Raw genomic sequence first — 18670 nt, 5'->3', positions numbered from 1 at the left:
ACAGGCCGAATTCCACCCCTCCCGACACCACCCCCACCCCCGCACCACCACCAAAACCGCCCCACACCCGACCAACCAACCCCCCTCCCCACCCCCACTCGCCCCACTTTGCCCCAGTTACCCCACCCCCAACCCCGGCATTTCACTCGCCCCTTTACTCACCACCACCACACCCGTCGCGGACTTTCCCAAAACATGACCGAGAATCTCCTCCGCGCCCTCACTGGCCGAAATTACCCACCCCGCCGGGCGGAAGGTGAGGATTCTTACCGATGCAACCGGGGTGCAATTTTTTACAGCTGCGGCAAAACGGTGTACAAAGTGTTGCGCCCCCGCTCCATCGAGCAGCTACCGACCGTAGGCCGGTTTTTGCCTCAACCTCTTGTCCCGCCGCGAAGGCGTTGGCTTGGCATTCGTCGCTGGAGAACGAGTCCGCGGAGGCGGTTCCCGACCCCACTTCGCACCCACTGATCTGGGGCCCGTTCCCAATTACGGAGGACAGGAGCATGCCCGAGCCCGCACCCATACCCCACGACTCCTCGGGCGACCGGGAAGCGGCGCTCACTCCCCTCGAACTCATGGGCCTGGCCGGTCTGCTGCGGGCATGGCGCGCGGCCGCCGGCGAGAAGCGCGGACTCGGCCGGCCGCTCACCCAGAAAGAGGTGGCCCAGGCCATCGGCCGCAGCGTGCGCTGGTACATCGACCTCGAAGGCGGCGCCACGCCCCGCCTGGAGCGGAACATCCTCGACGCGCTCGCCCGGGAACTGATGCTCGGCCCCGACCAGGAGACGACGCTCCACCTCTACGCCCTGGGCGGCGCCGTCACCACCACCATCCCGGCCCTCAGCTCCGAAGCGGCGACCCTGCTACAGCTGCTGCTCGACCAGCAGATGCCCAGCCCGGCGTACATCAGCGACCTCAGCTGGGACATCATCGGCTACAACACCGCCATGGCCGAGTGGTACCCCTGGGTGCGCGAGCGGGACGCGAACCTGATGCGCTGGGCCCTGCGCAGCAAGGAAGCCCGCCGCCAGTTCATCAACTGGGAGCACCACGCCGCCATCTACCTGGAACAGCTCCGCTTCGCCCTCGCCGAGCACCCCCACAACCCCGAACTGCAAAAGCTGCTCGCCTACATCCTCCAGGACCCGGACTGCGAACGGCTGTGGCACGCGAGCTCCGAGGTGCGCAAGAGCGGCGAGGGCCGCCACTTCTTCCAGGCCCTGCCCCGCCACGACTACGAGATCATCCACGTGGTCAGCAACGTCCTCTACCCGGCGGGGCTCCCCAACTCCCGCCTGGTCGTCATCACCTGGCTCAAGGACGAATGCGAGCCGAAGTCCACCGACGACGCGACCCTCAGCACCCCTTACGACACGGCACCGACTGGCGGCCGCGCGTCCCAGCCCCACCCCACCGCCGGCGCGTACTTCTCCGTCCCCTCCCCGCGGGAAGCATCCAAGCTGGCCGGCCCCGACGCCGTCCCCCTCCCCCTCCTGAGCGGCCTCGCGGGCCCCCGCCACCAGCTCACCCTCTCCCGCGAACGGGGCACCGTCATCTGGGCCACTGAGCAGAGCGACGGCACCTGGGCCTTCGAGGAACTCGACCCCTACACCGTCATCAAGAAACTCCCCCGCCGCCACGCCCCCCTCGAAGCCCCCGAGGAATACAAACACCTGGTCCGCGCCCTGATGCCCAACGACCCAAAAGAAGCCGCAAGGCACATCGACACACTCCTCCCCGACTACCTGGCCCGAATAGAACACCTCACAGAAATCCGCAGAGAACTCACCCGACAACACCCCGACCAACTCTCAGACATCGACCCCCTCGGCAACGCCTTCGAGCATCCAAAAATCCTCAGACTGCTGAGGGATATGCCGAACTGACAGCTGCGCAGACGGGGAGCGGGCCGCCCTTATCCGAGTGAACGGAGCGACTTCCGATGCCTGTCTGCCTCGACGGTGCCCCTGCGCGCACCGACCCGAGTTCCAGGTCAGACGGACAGCCCGATGTACGCAATCGGTGGGAGAATGGCCCGGTCGGCATCGGGCCCCGACGCGCCAGGCCGGGCAACAGTGAAGGTCACAGCTTGTGGTGCGCCGAGCGCCCCGACGACGCTTTCCCTGCCCCTAGAGGGCGAATGAACCGGCTGGGCTCACCATTCCACGAAATGGTGATTGCGTCCCGCGCTCTGGTGGCCGCGACGAACTGCAGCGAGCGGGCCCGCTGCAGTTCACGGCGGTGGCGCAAGCGGTCGGTCCGTTCCCAAGCGTCCACAGCCGAGCATCCTGCCCAGTTCCTCGAGCTCCAGGATCAGCTGGGCGATGCGCCCGCCCAGGGTGATCAGGTCCTGGATGAAGCGCTCCAGACACTGGATAAGGCGATCTTTGTAGGCGAGGAAGACGGCTTCCTCCACCTCGTGGAGGTCAATGGTGCGCTGCAGCGAGCCCATGAACGCACGCGCGTTGTCGGCGAGAGCGGCGAACCGGCTCGCGAGTGCGTCGAGAGCGAGATGTGTTTTGCCGGGATCGGGCTGCTCGTCGGCGGTGAGCACGAGGAGGCCCGTAGTTGAGTGACGATGTCGTGCAGTGCGATGGCCTGGAGGGCGCCGCGGCGTCCGAGGGCCTCGTCGTAAACGGCAAGAGCCTCCTCGGCGGCTTCGCCGGCCCGGGTGAGCTGGTAGATGAACCGTTTGCGGTAAAAGTCCTCGACGGCGGTGACCCCGCCAGTGTCGGGGTCGGCCCGCAGATTCCCCCACTCGACCAGCTTGTCCAGCGCCTTGACGACCCCGTCGAGATCGCTGGACCGCGTCTCTCCGGGGAGCGCGGCGTGCACGTCCTCGGGTCGCAGATGCACGGCGAAGTGTTGCTTTGCCACGACGAACGCCCGCATCACCTGGCGGTAGAGCACGGTGTTCTGCACGGAGAGGTCGGCGAAGGGGCTGAACCCGTGCGGTTCACCCGCCAGTTCGGCGGTGGAGGCAGTCATCGTCAGCCATTCTGTCGTGGCGGAAACGCCCCTGGGCAGGGACCAAAGCACTTGGCTGAATGTCGCCGATGGGTACAGCGCCCGAACCCCATTGCGCCGTCCGCCCGCCACGAGCGTCAGAAGGGGAAGGCTCGCGTCACAAGCTGCTCTTCAGCCCTCGCGACGCCCCACCTGCTGGACAGCCCTCGACGGATGAACCCGTAGCGCCGGCGCAGGCGACCGGCACATGGAAGGTGGCAACGGACCCGGAACGCAGAAAAGCCCCGCACCATAAGGTGCGGGGCTTTCCCACAATGATTGTTCGGCGGCGTCCTACTCTCCCACAGGGTCCCCCCTGCAGTACCATCGGCGCTGAAAGGCTTAGCTTCCGGGTTCGGAATGTAACCGGGCGTTTCCCTAACGCTATGACCACCGAAACACTATGAAGTTAACCAACCGGAGCATGACTCAACGGTCGTTACTTCAGAACCTACACAGTGGACGCGAGCAACTGAGGACAAGCCCTCGGCCTATTAGTACCAGTCAACTCCACCGGTTACCCGGCTTCCATATCTGGCCTATCAACCCAGTCGTCTACTGGGAGCCTTACCCTCTCAAGGAGGTGGGAGCCCTCATCTCGAAGCAGGCTTCCCGCTTAGATGCTTTCAGCGGTTATCCTTTCCGAACGTAGCCAACCAGCCATGCCCTTGGCAGGACAACTGGCACACCAGAGGTTCGTCCGTCCCGGTCCTCTCGTACTAGGGACAGCCCTTCTCAAGACTCCTACGCGCACAGCGGATAGGGACCGAACTGTCTCACGACGTTCTAAACCCAGCTCGCGTACCGCTTTAATGGGCGAACAGCCCAACCCTTGGGACCGACTCCAGCCCCAGGATGCGACGAGCCGACATCGAGGTGCCAAACCATCCCGTCGATATGGACTCTTGGGGAAGATCAGCCTGTTATCCCCGGGGTACCTTTTATCCGTTGAGCGACGGCGCTTCCACAAGCCACCGCCGGATCACTAGTCCCTACTTTCGTACCTGCTCGACCCGTCAGTCTCACAGTCAAGCTCCCTTGTGCACTTACACTCAACACCTGATTGCCAACCAGGCTGAGGGAACCTTTGGGCGCCTCCGTTACTCTTTAGGAGGCAACCGCCCCAGTTAAACTACCCACCAGACACTGTCCCTGATCCGGATCACGGACCCAGGTTAGACATCCAGCACGACCAGAGTGGTATTTCAACAATGACTCCACCATGACTGGCGTCACGGCTTCAAAGTCTCCCACCTATCCTACACAAGCCGAACCGAACACCAATATCAAGCTATAGTAAAGGTCCCGGGGTCTTTCCGTCCTGCTGCGCGAAACGAGCATCTTTACTCGTAATGCAATTTCACCGGGCCTATGGTTGAGACAGTCGAGAAGTCGTTACGCCATTCGTGCAGGTCGGAACTTACCCGACAAGGAATTTCGCTACCTTAGGATGGTTATAGTTACCACCGCCGTTTACTGGCGCTTAAGTTCTCAGCTTCGCCACACCGAAATGTGACTAACCGGTCCCCTTAACGTTCCAGCACCGGGCAGGCGTCAGTCCGTATACATCGCCTTACGGCTTCGCACGGACCTGTGTTTTTAGTAAACAGTCGCTTCTCGCTGGTCTCTGCGGCCACCCCCAGCTCAGGAAGTAAATCCCATCACCGGAAATGGCCCCCCTTCTCCCGAAGTTACGGGGGCATTTTGCCGAGTTCCTTAACCATAGTTCACCCGAACGCCTCGGTATTCTCTACCTGACCACCTGAGTCGGTTTAGGGTACGGGCCGCCATGAAACTCGCTAGAGGCTTTTCTCGACAGCATAGGATCATCCACTTCACCACAATCGGCTCGGCATCAGGTCTCAGACTTATATGCTGTCCGGATTTGCCTAGACAGCGTCCTACACCCTTACCCCGGGACAACCACCGCCCGGGCTGGACTACCTTCCTGCGTCACCCCATCGCTTACCTACTACCACCTTGGATCGGCGGCTCCACCACGTCCCTTTGTCCGAAGACTCCAGGCCGGCTTCACGGCCTTAGCATTAATGGATTCGATATTGGGCGTTTCAAAGCGGGTACCGGAATATCAACCGGTTGTCCATCGACTACGCCTGTCGGCCTCGCCTTAGGTCCCGACTTACCCTGGGCAGATCAGCTTGACCCAGGAACCCTTAGTCAATCGGCGCACACGTTTCCCACGTGTGTATCGCTACTCATGCCTGCATTCTCACTCGTGAACCGTCCACAACTCGTTTCCACGGCTGCTTCACCCGGCACACGACGCTCCCCTACCCATCACAGCGGGCGTTGGCCCTCATGCTGCAATGACACGACTTCGGCGGTGTGCTTGAGCCCCGCTACATTGTCGGCGCGGAATCACTTGACCAGTGAGCTATTACGCACTCTTTCAAGGGTGGCTGCTTCTAAGCCAACCTCCTGGTTGTCTCTGCGACTCCACATCCTTTCCCACTTAGCACACGCTTAGGGGCCTTAGTCGATGCTCTGGGCTGTTTCCCTCTCGACCATGGAGCTTATCCCCCACAGTCTCACTGCCGCGCTCTCACTTACCGGCATTCGGAGTTTGGCTAAGGTCAGTAACCCGGTAGGGCCCATCGCCTATCCAGTGCTCTACCTCCGGCAAGAAACACACGACGCTGCACCTAAATGCATTTCGGGGAGAACCAGCTATCACGGAGTTTGATTGGCCTTTCACCCCTAACCACAGGTCATCCCCCAGGTTTTCAACCCTGGTGGGTTCGGTCCTCCACGAAGTCTTACCTCCGCTTCAACCTGCCCATGGCTAGATCACTCCGCTTCGGGTCTTGGGCACGCTACTCAACGCCCTATTCGGACTCGCTTTCGCTACGGCTTCCCCACACGGGTTAACCTCGCAACATACCGCAAACTCGCAGGCTCATTCTTCAAAAGGCACGCAGTCACGACACAAGGACAAGTCCTTGTGCGACGCTCCCACGGCTTGTAGGCACACGGTTTCAGGTACTATTTCACTCCGCTCCCGCGGTACTTTTCACCATTCCCTCACGGTACTATCCGCTATCGGTCACCAGGGAATATTTAGGCTTAACGGGTGGTCCCGCCAGATTCACACGGGATTTCTCGGGCCCCGTGCTACTTGGGTGGTTCTCAAACGAGCCGTCAATGTTTCAGCTACGGGGGTCTTACCCTCTACGCCGGACCTTTCGCATGTCCTTCGCCTACATCAACGGTTTCTGACTCGTCTCATCGCCGGCAGACGATGAAAGAGAACTCCCACGACCCCGCACTGGCAACCCCTGCCGGGTATCACACCAATACGGTTTAGCCTCATCCGGTTTCGCTCGCCACTACTCCCGGAATCACGGTTGTTTTCTCTTCCTGCGGGTACTGAGATGTTTCACTTCCCCGCGTTCCCTCCACATACCCTATGTGTTCAGGTATGGGTGACAGCCCATGACGACTGCCGGGTTTCCCCATTCGGACACCCCCGGATCAAAGCTCGGTTGACAGCTCCCCGGGGCCTATCGCGGCCTCCCACGTCCTTCATCGGTTCCTGGTGCCAAGGCATCCACCGTGCGCCCTTAAAAACTTGGCCACAGATGCTCGCGTCCACTGTGCAGTTCTCAAGCAACGACCAGCCACCCACCACCCCAACCCGAAGGCTGAGTTCACTGGGGCCGGCATCGCGAAGGTCCAGACTCACAGTCCGTACCCTCAGATACCCAACAACGTGCCCGACACGATCCCCCAAGACCCACGTTCCACGCCGAAGCAGTACTAATGAACCCTCAGAAACCGTGCCGAATAGTCAACGTTCCACCCATGAGCAACCAGCATCAGACATTCGCTGATGTACTGGCCTCTGACCAAGCCAGGCTTGGTAAGAAGTGCTCCTTAGAAAGGAGGTGATCCAGCCGCACCTTCCGGTACGGCTACCTTGTTACGACTTCGTCCCAATCGCCAGTCCCACCTTCGACGATTCCCTCCCACAAGGGGTTGGGCCACCGGCTTCGGGTGTTACCGACTTTCGTGACGTGACGGGCGGTGTGTACAAGGCCCGGGAACGTATTCACCGCAGCAATGCTGATCTGCGATTACTAGCAACTCCGACTTCATGGGGTCGAGTTGCAGACCCCAATCCGAACTGAGACCGGCTTTTTGAGATTCGCTCCACCTCGCGGTATCGCAGCTCATTGTACCGGCCATTGTAGCACGTGTGCAGCCCAAGACATAAGGGGCATGATGACTTGACGTCGTCCCCACCTTCCTCCGAGTTGACCCCGGCAGTCTCCTGTGAGTCCCCATCACCCCGAAGGGCATGCTGGCAACACAGAACAAGGGTTGCGCTCGTTGCGGGACTTAACCCAACATCTCACGACACGAGCTGACGACAGCCATGCACCACCTGTACACCGACCACAAGGGGGACCCTGTCTCCAGGGTTTTCCGGCGTATGTCAAGCCTTGGTAAGGTTCTTCGCGTTGCGTCGAATTAAGCCACATGCTCCGCTGCTTGTGCGGGCCCCCGTCAATTCCTTTGAGTTTTAGCCTTGCGGCCGTACTCCCCAGGCGGGGAACTTAATGCGTTAGCTGCGGCACGGACGACGTGGAATGTCGCCCACACCTAGTTCCCAACGTTTACGGCGTGGACTACCAGGGTATCTAATCCTGTTCGCTCCCCACGCTTTCGCTCCTCAGCGTCAGTATCGGCCCAGAGATCCGCCTTCGCCACCGGTGTTCCTCCTGATATCTGCGCATTTCACCGCTACACCAGGAATTCCGATCTCCCCTACCGAACTCTAGCCTGCCCGTATCGAATGCAGACCCGGGGTTAAGCCCCGGGCTTTCACATCCGACGTGACAAGCCGCCTACGAGCTCTTTACGCCCAATAATTCCGGACAACGCTTGCGCCCTACGTATTACCGCGGCTGCTGGCACGTAGTTAGCCGGCGCTTCTTCTGCAGGTACCGTCACTCTCGCTTCTTCCCTGCTGAAAGAGGTTTACAACCCGAAGGCCGTCATCCCTCACGCGGCGTCGCTGCATCAGGCTTTCGCCCATTGTGCAATATTCCCCACTGCTGCCTCCCGTAGGAGTCTGGGCCGTGTCTCAGTCCCAGTGTGGCCGGTCGCCCTCTCAGGCCGGCTACCCGTCGTCGCCTTGGTAGGCCATTACCCCACCAACAAGCTGATAGGCCGCGGGCTCATCCTTCACCGCCGGAGCTTTCCACGCACAGACCATGCGGTCGCGCGTCATATCCGGTATTAGACCCCGTTTCCAGGGCTTGTCCCAGAGTGAAGGGCAGATTGCCCACGTGTTACTCACCCGTTCGCCACTAATCCCCTCCCGAAGGAGGTTCATCGTTCGACTTGCATGTGTTAAGCACGCCGCCAGCGTTCGTCCTGAGCCAGGATCAAACTCTCCGTGAATGCTTTACCCGACTGCGTTTAATGAAAAACGGCGGGTGACACTCGCGTTGAGCGGAACAAGCAGGCGGAATAAGCCTGCTCGTTCACAGCGTCCTCGCTGTGTGTTGCCTACCCGCACATTGTGCCGGTAGGACTTTCAAAGGAACCTCATCTCCCGGATGTTTCCGGTCGACGGGGTATCAACATATCTGGCGTTGACTTTTGGCACGCTGTTGAGTTCTCAAGGAACGGACGCTTCCTTTGTGCCTTATCGGTTCTGAGTGACTCAGTACCGGGCTCTCCGGGCGCTTCCCTTCGGTCTTACGTTTCCGACTCTATCAGATCCTCGCGGCTCCGATTTTCGCCGACGCGTTTCGGCCTTTCGGCTTCTCCGCGTTTCCAACCTTACCAGATCCGTTTCCGTCTCTGGCCCCCTGTTGGAGCGGGGTCGGCCGTTCGGCTTTCGCTTTTCGGCCTTTCCGACTCTATCAGATCCGTTTCGTTCCGTTGCCGGTCCGAATTTGTTTCCGATTCCCCGTCGGAGGGGGTTTGTTCGCGCCTTTCGGCGTGATCACTACTTTAGCGGAATTCCTCGTCGGCGCATAATCGCGCCGCGGTCCGAATTTCGGCACGCCGAAATTGTTCCCGGTGAGGGGCCGTGCAGTAGTGGTGTGCCGCGAAGCGGCGGGATGGCTGCCGCAGAACCGATCCGGCGCTGTGGCAACTCGAAGAACTTACACGATCCGATGGGTGCGGCACGACTTGGGGGTACATCCGCGGTGATTCGAGCTGTCCCGGACCGCTAGGCCGCCGGGCCACCTGGTCGCTGAGGGATCCACGAGGCAGGCGTATTCCGATGATCTGTCCCGGGTCAGCACGCTCGCAGTGGTAGGCCGCCTACGGGGGGACCGTGTTAGACGCATCCGCTCCCCTACGGCCTACCTGGTCTGCCAGGGCACCCTCGACCACTACGTCTGCCTGGTGCACAGCGCCCACGACGCCATCGGCGCCCTGAGAGTGATCCGCATGGCCACCTTCCAGCAGGAGATTCAACGAAGTGATCACCGGCCTCGGGGGCGGCTCCTGATCGCCTGGTGCTTCGGGTCCTCGGTGCGCCGCAACCGGGCACCGGCAATCACCGAGATCGAGACCGCGGGCGCCAGCCAGGAGCTTCCACGTGGACTCGACAGCCGACCGAGTGAGCGTTATGACGCTCCACCAGAATCAGCGTCGAACGAGCGTGAAGATGTTTCCCGACCACCCTCACGAAGTCGAGGCAGAGCGCGCTCCTCACCCGCGTACCGCTGCGCGAAACCGCAGGTGAGACATGTGGCGCGAGCCAGCGACACGCTCCACGTGGCGGACTTCGGGAAACAGGTCGAGCACGCCCGGCCGCGCCAGGGCAATCCAGAAGAACCGGCAGCTCAGCCCTGCTTCTCTGCCCGCTCCAGGATGACAACGCACTCCACATGATGCGTAACCGAGAGCACGTCACAGGATACGAGGACGAGAGAACCTGCAGTTCAATAGGGTTTTCGCTGCTTCGCGAACGGGTTGTGAGGCGACCTGAGCGTCAAGCGAGCGTCATGGCTCCCTGGTATCAGAGCACCTACTGTCGGAAGATGCGGCCTGTGACGCCGGGCGGCGCTCGCTGACAGGCCCGGTCGGTAATTTTGCCGACGGTCTACCCTTCCCGGGCCGCATGCCACGGCCAGTGCAGCCCACCGGTCCCCGGCACTGTCCGATGCATTTCAGCAAACGTCTCCAGATCCGCGAGCAGATCGTCGAGAACCGACTCTTCTTCGACACGTACTCCGTGCTCGGTAAGAGCGGCGGCCAGGGCGGGGTCCCACGGCGTCGCGGCGGCCGCGCCCGTCAAGTCCTGCGGGTCACTCACTGCAGTCACGGCCGCCCGATAGTCGGCGGCTCTGTATCGCCAGGGTCGCCACGGGACACCTCGCCCCAGTGCCGTGGCGATGCGTGCCCCACCCCAGTCGAAGTCACCGTGGTACAGAAGCATGGCGCCCCGCGCGGACAGGCCGCGCAGCAAAGTGAGCGCGGCCGCCGACGGTTGCCCCTGGAGGCACACCATGGGCGGACATGCCGACCCGAAGGCGTCTGCGGCGGCGGACAGGACGGCCGGGTTCTCACATACATGGACGGTTCCCGTCGTGGCAGTGATTTCGTTGGCGGACCGGCGAGTGAGAGAACGCAGCGTCAGGACAGCGGGTTCTCCGTCGTCGGCCATGCAATCGAGGGCCGGTATTCCTCTCAGGTTGAGGATCAGGACGGTGGACGACACATCGTCCTTGAGCAGACCGGCCGAAGCCCAGGCTTCACGTCGCCACTCGGCGCCGGCGCCCTCGGGGAAGTCCGTGCAGGCACGGATCCCGGACAGGACAAGCGTGGCGAGCGGCGTTCCCTCGTCCAGGGCGTGGGCGCCGGAGAGATGCCGTGCCGCGAACGTCGCCCGTGACATCGGGGGAATCGCGGGGAGGACGCGCAGCGCCTGTACGGCGGCGGCAACCAGGGGCGCGGCGGCTTCGGGGGTGCGCGCAAGTCGCCGTACGAGACCGTCTTTGCGGATCCGCTGGGCCCAGTCGGCCAGTTCGGCAGGCAGGCCGTCGAGCGGAGCCATTGCTTCCTCCCATGCCTGCGCCTCTCTGCTCAGCGTCTCCGCCCTCAGAGCAACAGGTCCGGTGATGGCCACAACGGCGGCCTCCAGGCCGTCAGGGCTGACACCGGAACGACGCAGGACAGCGTCCACCGCGTCGAGTCGTATCGTCAGCGAGTGGCCTGTGCTCGGAGCGCGGCCCAGAAGGCGCTCGGCAGCTCGGCGTTGGAGGCCGTCGGGGCGCGACAAGGTGACCGTGCCGGTGAGTGGCCGCCCGCCGGCCATCCGCTGGCGGATGCGTTCCAGGAGCCAGGCAAGGCCAGGGTCTCCGAGCAGCCGTCCGAGGCGTTCGGTGTCGGCCCGTGCTTCGGCGTGCGGTGTCCCGGCCGGCTCCGCCGCCACGACGTCCGTAGCTCCCATCCGCTCCCCCGGTATCCGAGGCGTGGCCGCCCGTCCAGCCGCGGAGGGCTGAGCCGAAGGGTTCACGTCCACAGAGACTCCTGTTCTCCGGTGATGTCCGGGCCAACAGGCTGTGCCGTCCCGGGAACCGGTCGGGGCGCGTCTTCACCATCGTGCCCGAGGCCGTCGGCCTGAGCGGGAACCATCGGCGGGCCCTCGGTGGCTCCTGGCTCCGTGCCTCGCCGGCGCTCGCTGCCGTCCCATTCCCACCTGGTCACCAGGACGGCGTCGATGTCGTCGACACGGGACAGCTGTGCGATGGCAATTCCGGGTACCTGCGGGTAGCAGGCCCACTCCCGTTCACTGGTCATGACGACGTCGAGGTCGAAGGCGCGCAACAGGCCCAGGCACTTGGCGCGGGAGTCGTCGTCCACTCCCGCGAACGCCTCGTCCAGGGTGACGAGGCGCGGGGCGTACGCGCCGCTCGCACTCGCGTAATGGGAGGAAGCGGCAGCGAAGAGCGGCACGGACGCGGCGAGCACGCGTTCGCCGCCCGAGGCGGGCCCGGTGGCCGGTACCCACTTGCCGTGTTGGTGGCGCTCAACGCCGAACTCGTGCCAGGCACGGTAGTCGAGCGCGGCAGCGAGGTCCTCCTGCCAGCTGCCTGCGCTGTCGTCGGCCTGCCGGCGGGCGATCTGCTCCTGGAGGAACGCGCCGACCGCGGTTCTGTCCTGCGGCGACCAAGCATCGGCCGACTGGCGCAGCCGCTCACGGACCTGGGCCAGTCCCTGCGGGGCCCGGCGGGAGGCCCGCCACACGAGGCGCAGCTTCATACCCGTCGAGGTCGGGCGATCCTCCAGCTCCCGGTTCATCGCGCGCACCTGGCGTTCGGCTGCCCCGATCAGCTCCTGGAGCGTGCCGGCGACCTCGGTGATCAAATGAGTTTCCAGGATCTCCCGCTCGTGTGCGGACAGGATGCGGGTCAGTTCGGCGACCTCGGTGGACAGGGCTTCGGCGAGTTCGGGGACGGCCCGTTCCCGGCCCTGATAGACGATGTCGACGCGCATGCCGTCCTCGCTCGGGCGGGCCGTCGCGGTATGGCCGTGCCGGGACAACGCGTCCTGGAGTCTGCCCAGTTCCTCGCTCAGACGCTTCTGGATGCGTTCCCAGGCAGCGTCCGAGTCATCGGTCGCCGAGAGCCGGGACTCGACGGCACGGGCGAGGCTCACGGCGGGAGTCGCCGCCCACGTTCCGCCGTCGTCGTCCGGTACGGGGAGATCAGGGAGAGCGACGGCGAGCAGTCCGGTCGACACGAAGCGCTGGAGCGCCGCGATGGCGCGCTCACGCGCGGCGGTGGCGTCCGTGACGTCCTCGGTGAGCCGCTCGATGCGGCCTTCGGCGTGACCGGCTCGCCGGTCGGCGTCGCGGATGTCGGCCTGAGCACGCTGTTGCTCGGTCTGGCAGGCGCGTACAGCGGCGGCGGTCTCCTCCAGCCGTCGTTGGAGTTCGGCGACGGCCGTTCCGACGGTGGAGCGGAGCGTGCGCAGATGTTCGTCCGCCGCGGCGGCGAGACGCGCCGCCTCCGCGGCTCGCTCGGCGAGCTCGGAGACCAGCAGCTCGGCCCGCCCGGTCTCGGCCTGCTCCCCGGTAACGGCCTGCTCGGCGTCCGCGCGCTCACGCAGGGCAGGCCACAGCGCGGCCAGGTGGGCGGTGTGATCGGCGAGCGCCTGTTGCACGGTGTCCAGCCCTTCCCGGTCGGCGGGTAGGTTCAGGTCGGCGGCAGTATCGGCGAGTTCGGCCGCCGTGCGATCGGCTTCTCCTGCCGCACGGGCCAGTTCGACGGCCCGCTCCTGCTGCCGGGTACGGGCTCGGTGGACCGCGTCGGCCGCTGCGCCGACCCGTGCGTGGGCGTGGCGCAGGTCGTCGTCACCCGGTACGGCCGCGAGCTCGGCGTCGAGCAGGCCGCGCCGCTCGGCTACCGCACGCAGCTCCTCGGCCAGCTGTTTCCGCTCGGCTTCCAACGCCATTAGCTCGACACGCAGTTCGCCGATCCTGGTGCGGCGTGCCTGTTCCCGGGCCCCTTCCCCCACGTACTGGGCGCTGTCCTTGGCCCAGCTCCCGATCAGCGCACCGACACGGAAGCGCCCGTCCGTGGAAACCCACGTGCGGTTGTCGCCCGTCTCCCGGACGGCCTCCGCCGCCCCGTCACCGCCCTTGTCCACCAGCCCGATGGAGACCAGCAGACGCTGGACGGTCTGTTCCCCCACGGCGGCGGCTCCCACATCCGCGTGGTTGACCGCCGGACACAGCGCGCGGTCGAGGCCGCCCCCGCTCAGCGGGTCGGATGGCGCCAGGGGAGCGAGCAGCACGTCGTGGCCGTCCGCCGCCACCGCGGAACCATCCGGCCGCACCCAGGCGTCGAGGAGCCCCGACGCCTCCAGTGCGGCTTCCAGCCCGGCCCGTTCGGCCTCGGTCACCTGCGGCCGGAAGTCGACGAGCCGCCACAGCGGGGCTCCGAGGTCTTGGGAGCGGACCTCGGCGGTGCGGGTGTACGGAGCAGAGGGGCCTCGCTGCCCGCCCGTTTCGAGAGCGGTCAGTTCCTCGGCCACGAGCCGCAGACGTTCTGTCGTCGACGCCTCGCGGTGGGCCAGGACCGCGGACCGGTCGGCCAGCTGGGAGGCGAGGACGCGGTGGGTTCCGGCCGCGGCCACACGTGCCGGGTGGGGGCCGTCCAGGCTGCCCACCCAGCCCTGCACCGCGTCGAGCACTCCCGGCAGCCCGTCCACGCGCAGCTCCACGCACCGCGACAGGTGCTCGCGCACAGCCGCGACCAGCGCGCGTCCCGCCTCCGCGACGCCCTCCTCGGCCTCGGCCAACCGCTCACTGCTGTGGCCGGTCTCCTCGTCGGCCTCGTCGGCACGTAGTCGGGCCGCCTTGCGTGCCTCCTCGGAAAGTTCGGCACGCACCACCAGCGTCGCCACATGCTCCACAGCACGCCGCCTGCTCGCCGTCGCCTCGTCCGCCGCCCGGCGCAGAGCCGCGGCGGGGGCTCCTGCTGTCCGCGGGACGTCGATACGCGCCGCCGTGGCGCTGCCGATCACGCGGCGCTGGATGTCGTCCAGTGCCTCCTGGGCACCGGTCAGCCGGTTCGTCGCGGTGGCGAGCCGGCCGAGCGCCCGGGTGTGTGCCTGGGAGGCCGTCTGCCGGTCCGCCTCGGACCGGGTCAGTTCCGCCGCGGTCCGGGAAGCGTCGGCCGCCGCCTGGTCGAGTGCACGTGCGTCCCGCATCTCCGGCCCTGACCGCAGCGCCGCGTCCTGGGCGCTCAGCCGCGCCGCCCGCTCGGCGAGCGCCGCAGCCCGCTCCTGGGCCTCGGACCGGTCCGCCACCGCCTGGTCGCGGTCGGCCTGTGCCTTGAGGAGTTCCCGCTGGAGGTGTTCGTAACGGGCGTGTTCGGTGCGGGGCAGGCGGGCCCGGCGGCGGGAGGCGATGCGGGCGTAGCGCCGGTAGTGGTCGAGGAAGGCCGACGAGGCCTGTTCGGCCTCGCGTGCGGCCCGCAATTCCTCCTTCTCCTCGTCCAGCGACCGGAACGCTTCCGCCGCGTCGGCGATGACCGCCTGGTCCATCGGCGGCAGTGCCTCCGTCAGCGCCCGGGACAGCGCGGCTTCGTTCGGACGCTTGGACAACTGGGGCTGGCGCAGCTGGATCAGCAGGTCGACGAGCGCTGCGTAGCGCCGCTCCCCCAGCCCGAAGAGAGCCTCGTCGACCGCTCGGCGATACGTTTTGGCGGTGTCGTACACCATGCCGTGGCCGCCGATGGCCTCGGCGAGCCGGTCCCGGGACAGTGCAGTGCCGGTGGCGTCGAGCAAGTCAAGTCCGGCGCCGATCCGCTGGCCGGTGACGGCGAACCAGTGGCGGGCGATGCCGCGTCCGGTGACAGCCTTCAGTCCGCACAGCAACGTGCGGAAATGCGCCTCGCCGCTGGTCGCGTCGAGCCGGCCGAACTCGATCCACGTGTAGCCGAGCCGCTCCGGATGCGGGTGCTCACCGCCCAGGAGCAGGTTCCACTCCATGCGCTTGCCGGGGTCGCCGTCGGGCTCGACGCGGCGGGCGGAGAGGTCGCCGTCCAGCAGGAACGGCAGGGTGAGGGCGAGCACTTTCGACTTGCCGGTGCCGTTGTTACCGCGCAGAAGCAGCCGCCCGTCCCGGAACCAGAACTCCTCGACGTCATAGTGGAAAATGTCGACGAGCCCCATCCGCAGGGGACGCCACCGGCCGGGGGCGGGGCTCGGAAGGACAGGGAGCGGGGTCGGCACGGTCACTATGCGGATCACCTTTCGTCGCCGGTGTGCTGGACCAAGGCGTCGCCGACCGCGTACCGCGCGAGGGCAGGGCGCGGCACGACGCCTCGTGCGGTGCGCTCCGCAAGCCCCAGAGCCTCCAGCTTGGCCAGGGCCTGTTCCACGAGCGCGGGTTCGGCTCCCGGCTCCCGGGCCGTCTTGGACCAGAAGTTGCCGTGCTCGGCGGCCAGTTCGCGTACGAGCAGCGCCAGTTCCGCGGGCGTGACGGGCCCATCGGCCTGCGCCAGGTGCTGGGCGAGTAGCAGAGTCACGTGGCCATGCGTGCCCTGTTCCGGCATGCGTACGTCGGTGAGGTCGTCCTGGGGATCCACCATGGTGATGCCTTCGGCGCGTGTCTCGGCGACCAGTCCGGTCAGTTCGCCGATGCGGGCGGTGATGAAGCCCCGCTGCCGGGTGAGGTAGATGAGTTCCTCGTCGGTCAGCTGGTCGTAGTAGAGCACCGGGTCGTCGAGGAGGCGGCGGGTCAGCTTCCAGCGGATCGCACGGAATCTCAGCTCGTCACTGTCGAGCGCTGTCTGCGTCGTCATCTCCACCAGGCGATCCTCGACGTCCTCGGCCTCGATCAGAGAGGGGCCGCACAGGGCGGCCGGCATTCCGGCCAGTACGCGTCGGCGCACGTCGTACAGCACGTCACCCGATCCGCTGACGTACGCTTCCTCCTCACCGGCCACCCGCCGCAGCACTCCCAGCTGGAGCAGGAGGCGTACGACGGCGGCGAGGTCGAGGCGCTCGTCACGCCGCTCCAGGGTGAACGTGATCCCGGCGGCGACGAGTTCGGGATCGGCGGCGGCCAGCACGACGTGTTCCGCGAGTCGTCCCAGGGCCACCTGCGCCTCCCCCCGCTCCAGTGCGGCCAGGGTCAGGCAGAGCAGGACGTAGCGGCGTCGGGTGAAGGGCAGCCTGGACCCGGATGCCTCGCGGGCGGGGTGTGTGGCGTCGGTGAGGGTGCCGGGTGTCTTGCGCAGCCGTGCGGCGTCGGCGTCGGTGCGCAGCGTCCAGCCGACGTTGCGTGCGAACCAGTCGCGCAGTTCGGCGGCGTGCCGGCGCACCAGACGGAACTCGTCGGCGTACGGACCGTCCGAGGTGAGCAACGGCTCCTTCAGCAAAGCACGTGCGGCCCGCCGGAGATCGGCCTCGCGCTGGCCATCGAGGACCTCTGCCAGGGGGACGGTCATCGGTCCTCCGTGGGCTGCGGGGTGAGCTGGGCGGAGGTGCCCTGTCGTGGGACGGGGGCCGGGGTGAATCGGCCGCTGTGGCTCGCCGTGAGATCGACAATGTCGATCACATGGTCCGGCCCGCGGAACACTCCGTCGGGTGTGCGCACTTCGGCTGTCCTGCCGTCGTCGAGCGCGGTCAGCCGTATCTCCATCGAACCGTCCCCGCTGGTTGCCGCGGTGGTCGTCATGCCCGGCCGCCAGGTGGCGAGGGCGTCGCCGAGCAGCCGCAGGAACAACTGAAAGGCGAGCGGGTCGAGTTCTCCCATCCGGGACAACCGCACCGGCCCTCCCGTCGCCAGCCGCTCCCGCGCCTGCCGGGCCTCCCCCGCTTGCCGGGCGGCGATCTCGGCGAGCCTGCGTTTCGCCGCACCTCGGTCGGCCACCCGGCGCGGCTTACCACGCCGTTCGTAGCTTCCGGTACGGCGCAGCTGAGGGCTGATCCTCAGCGGCCGTGCCTCTGCCCACGGCGTCGAGGCCGGCTCCGGCACGGCGACCCGTTCGGCCAGGGTGTCGGCGTCGACGGTGAGATGCCGGGACGAGTACAGCCCGAATGCCGCCCTCCAGAGCCGGTGCCGCGCGGCGTCGTCCGGAGCCTGCGCGAACCAGCGCGCCAGTGTGCGGAAGTCGGCGGAGCGGTCGGAGCGTCCGGCCCGTCGCTCGTTCAACTGCCGTACGACGGCCAGCAACTGCGGAATCGCGCTGAGAGCGCGTCCCCGCAACAGCCGGGCCTGGGACTCCCGCCCCTCCCCCGACACGAACCACTGGGCGAGCCCGAACCATCGCGCGGCCCACTTCTCGTACGCCACCGCCTCAGCGTGCTCGGCGTCCTCGGGAGCGGCGTCGGCGGCCTCCCGCCCGGCGGCGAGCGACAGCAGCGGCTCCACTCTCCCCTGCTCCTCCAGCTCCCCGATCAGCAGGGCGATCCGCCCGCCGAGCGTGATGAGGTCCTGGATGAACCGTTCCAGATACTGGATCAGCCGGTCCTTGTACGCCAGGAACGCCTCGACCTCGATGTCGTGCAGGTCGATGGTCCGCTGGAGCGACCCCATGAAGGCGCGGGCGTTGTCCGCGAGGTCGGTGAAGCGTGCCGTCAGCACGGACAGCGCGATGTGGGCCTTGGCCGGGTCCGGCTTGCCCTCCCCGGCGATCACCAGCAGTGCCCGCAGCTGCGTGACGATGTCGTGCAGCGCGACCGCCTGAAGCTCCCCGCGCCGCCCGAGCGCCTCGTCGTACGTCCCAAGCGCCACCTCGGCGGCTTCACCGGCCCGGGTGAGCTGGTAGATGAACCGCCTGCGGTAGAAGTCCTCGACCGCCGTCACCCGCGCGTGGTCCGGATCGGCCCGCAGATTCCCCCAGCCTACGAGACTGTCCAGCGCCTTCACGACCGACTCGATGTCACCGGGTCGGGTGTCCGCATCCAGGGCGGCGTGCACGTCCTCCGGCCGCAGGTGCACCGCGAACCGCTCCTTGGCGGCGAGGAACGCTCGCATCACCTGGCGATAGAGGGCGGCGTTGGGGACGGTGAGGTGGGTGAAAGGGGTGTAGTCGCCGAGGGAAGGAGCGGGCGGCTCGGGTGGGGACTGGGCGGGGCCGGAGGTCTCGAAGGTCATCGTCGGTCCATTGTTCCGGAGAGGAGCCCTTGACTGCACGGGATGTCCGGTTTTCGG

At 66.0% G+C, this 18670-nt stretch carries 7 protein-coding genes, 3 rRNA genes and 1 pseudogene; 2 read left to right on the top strand and 9 right to left on the bottom strand.

Features of this window, described 5'->3' with window-relative positions; genetic code table 11:
• Positions 1–506 precede the first annotated feature (506 nt).
• Complete coding sequence (locus WAB15_RS30495) at positions 507–1889, top strand: helix-turn-helix transcriptional regulator (protein ID WP_407288173.1); 1383 nt, start codon at positions 507–509, stop codon at positions 1887–1889.
• A gap of 347 nt (positions 1890–2236) precedes the next feature.
• Here WAB15_RS30495 and WAB15_RS30490 read toward each other — a convergent pair whose 3' ends face one another.
• From WAB15_RS30490 to WAB15_RS30470, 5 genes and pseudogenes are all read right to left on the bottom strand, one after another.
• Positions 2237–2557 (bottom strand): DUF2397 family protein, encoded by a 321-nt coding sequence (locus WAB15_RS30490; protein ID WP_407288172.1) that lies wholly within the window; start codon positions 2555–2557, stop codon positions 2237–2239.
• 65 nt (positions 2558–2622) lie between these two features.
• Positions 2623–2895 (bottom strand): annotated as a pseudogene (locus tag WAB15_RS30485) (DUF2397 family protein); the annotation flags it as partial.
• 395 nt (positions 2896–3290) lie between these two features.
• Positions 3291–3407 (bottom strand): 5S ribosomal RNA (gene rrf / locus WAB15_RS30480).
• 76 nt (positions 3408–3483) lie between these two features.
• Positions 3484–6604: ribosomal RNA gene (locus WAB15_RS30475) — 23S ribosomal RNA — on the bottom strand.
• 303 nt (positions 6605–6907) lie between these two features.
• Positions 6908–8436 (bottom strand): 16S ribosomal RNA (locus tag WAB15_RS30470).
• The 16S, 23S and 5S rRNA genes sit together here, the layout of an rRNA operon.
• An 864-nt stretch (positions 8437–9300) precedes the next feature.
• Here WAB15_RS30470 and WAB15_RS30465 point away from each other — a divergent pair.
• Entirely contained in the window at positions 9301–9888 is a 588-nt protein-coding gene (locus WAB15_RS30465; RefSeq protein WP_407288171.1) for a DUF475 domain-containing protein, read from the top strand.
• Between the two features lie 211 nt (positions 9889–10099).
• Here the strand turns inward: WAB15_RS30465 and WAB15_RS30460 are convergent, their stop codons facing one another.
• The 4 genes from WAB15_RS30460 to WAB15_RS30445 all read right to left on the bottom strand — a co-directional run bounded on the left by WAB15_RS30460 (position 10100) and on the right by WAB15_RS30445 (position 18613).
• Positions 10100–11431, bottom strand: a complete 1332-nt coding sequence (locus WAB15_RS30460) for a TIGR02679 family protein (RefSeq protein WP_407288170.1) — start codon at positions 11429–11431, stop codon at positions 10100–10102.
• An 80-nt stretch (positions 11432–11511) separates the two neighbouring features.
• Complete coding sequence (locus WAB15_RS30455; protein ID WP_407289322.1) at positions 11512–15741, bottom strand: TIGR02680 family protein; 4230 nt, start codon at positions 15739–15741, stop codon at positions 11512–11514.
• A gap of 14 nt (positions 15742–15755) precedes the next feature.
• Complete coding sequence (locus WAB15_RS30450; RefSeq protein WP_407288169.1) at positions 15756–16961, bottom strand: TIGR02678 family protein; 1206 nt, start codon at positions 16959–16961, stop codon at positions 15756–15758.
• Positions 16958–18613, bottom strand: coding sequence for a TIGR02677 family protein (locus WAB15_RS30445; protein ID WP_407288168.1), 1656 nt, complete (start codon positions 18611–18613; stop codon positions 16958–16960). The genes WAB15_RS30450 and WAB15_RS30445 overlap by 4 nt, the downstream gene beginning before the upstream one ends.
• Positions 18614–18670 lie beyond the last annotated feature (57 nt).

It is taken from the genome of Streptomyces sirii (assembly GCF_045690365.1).
Taxonomy (GTDB): domain Bacteria; phylum Actinomycetota; class Actinomycetes; order Streptomycetales; family Streptomycetaceae; genus Streptomyces; species Streptomyces sirii.
This window is presented reverse-complemented; position numbering and strand designations above follow the sequence as displayed.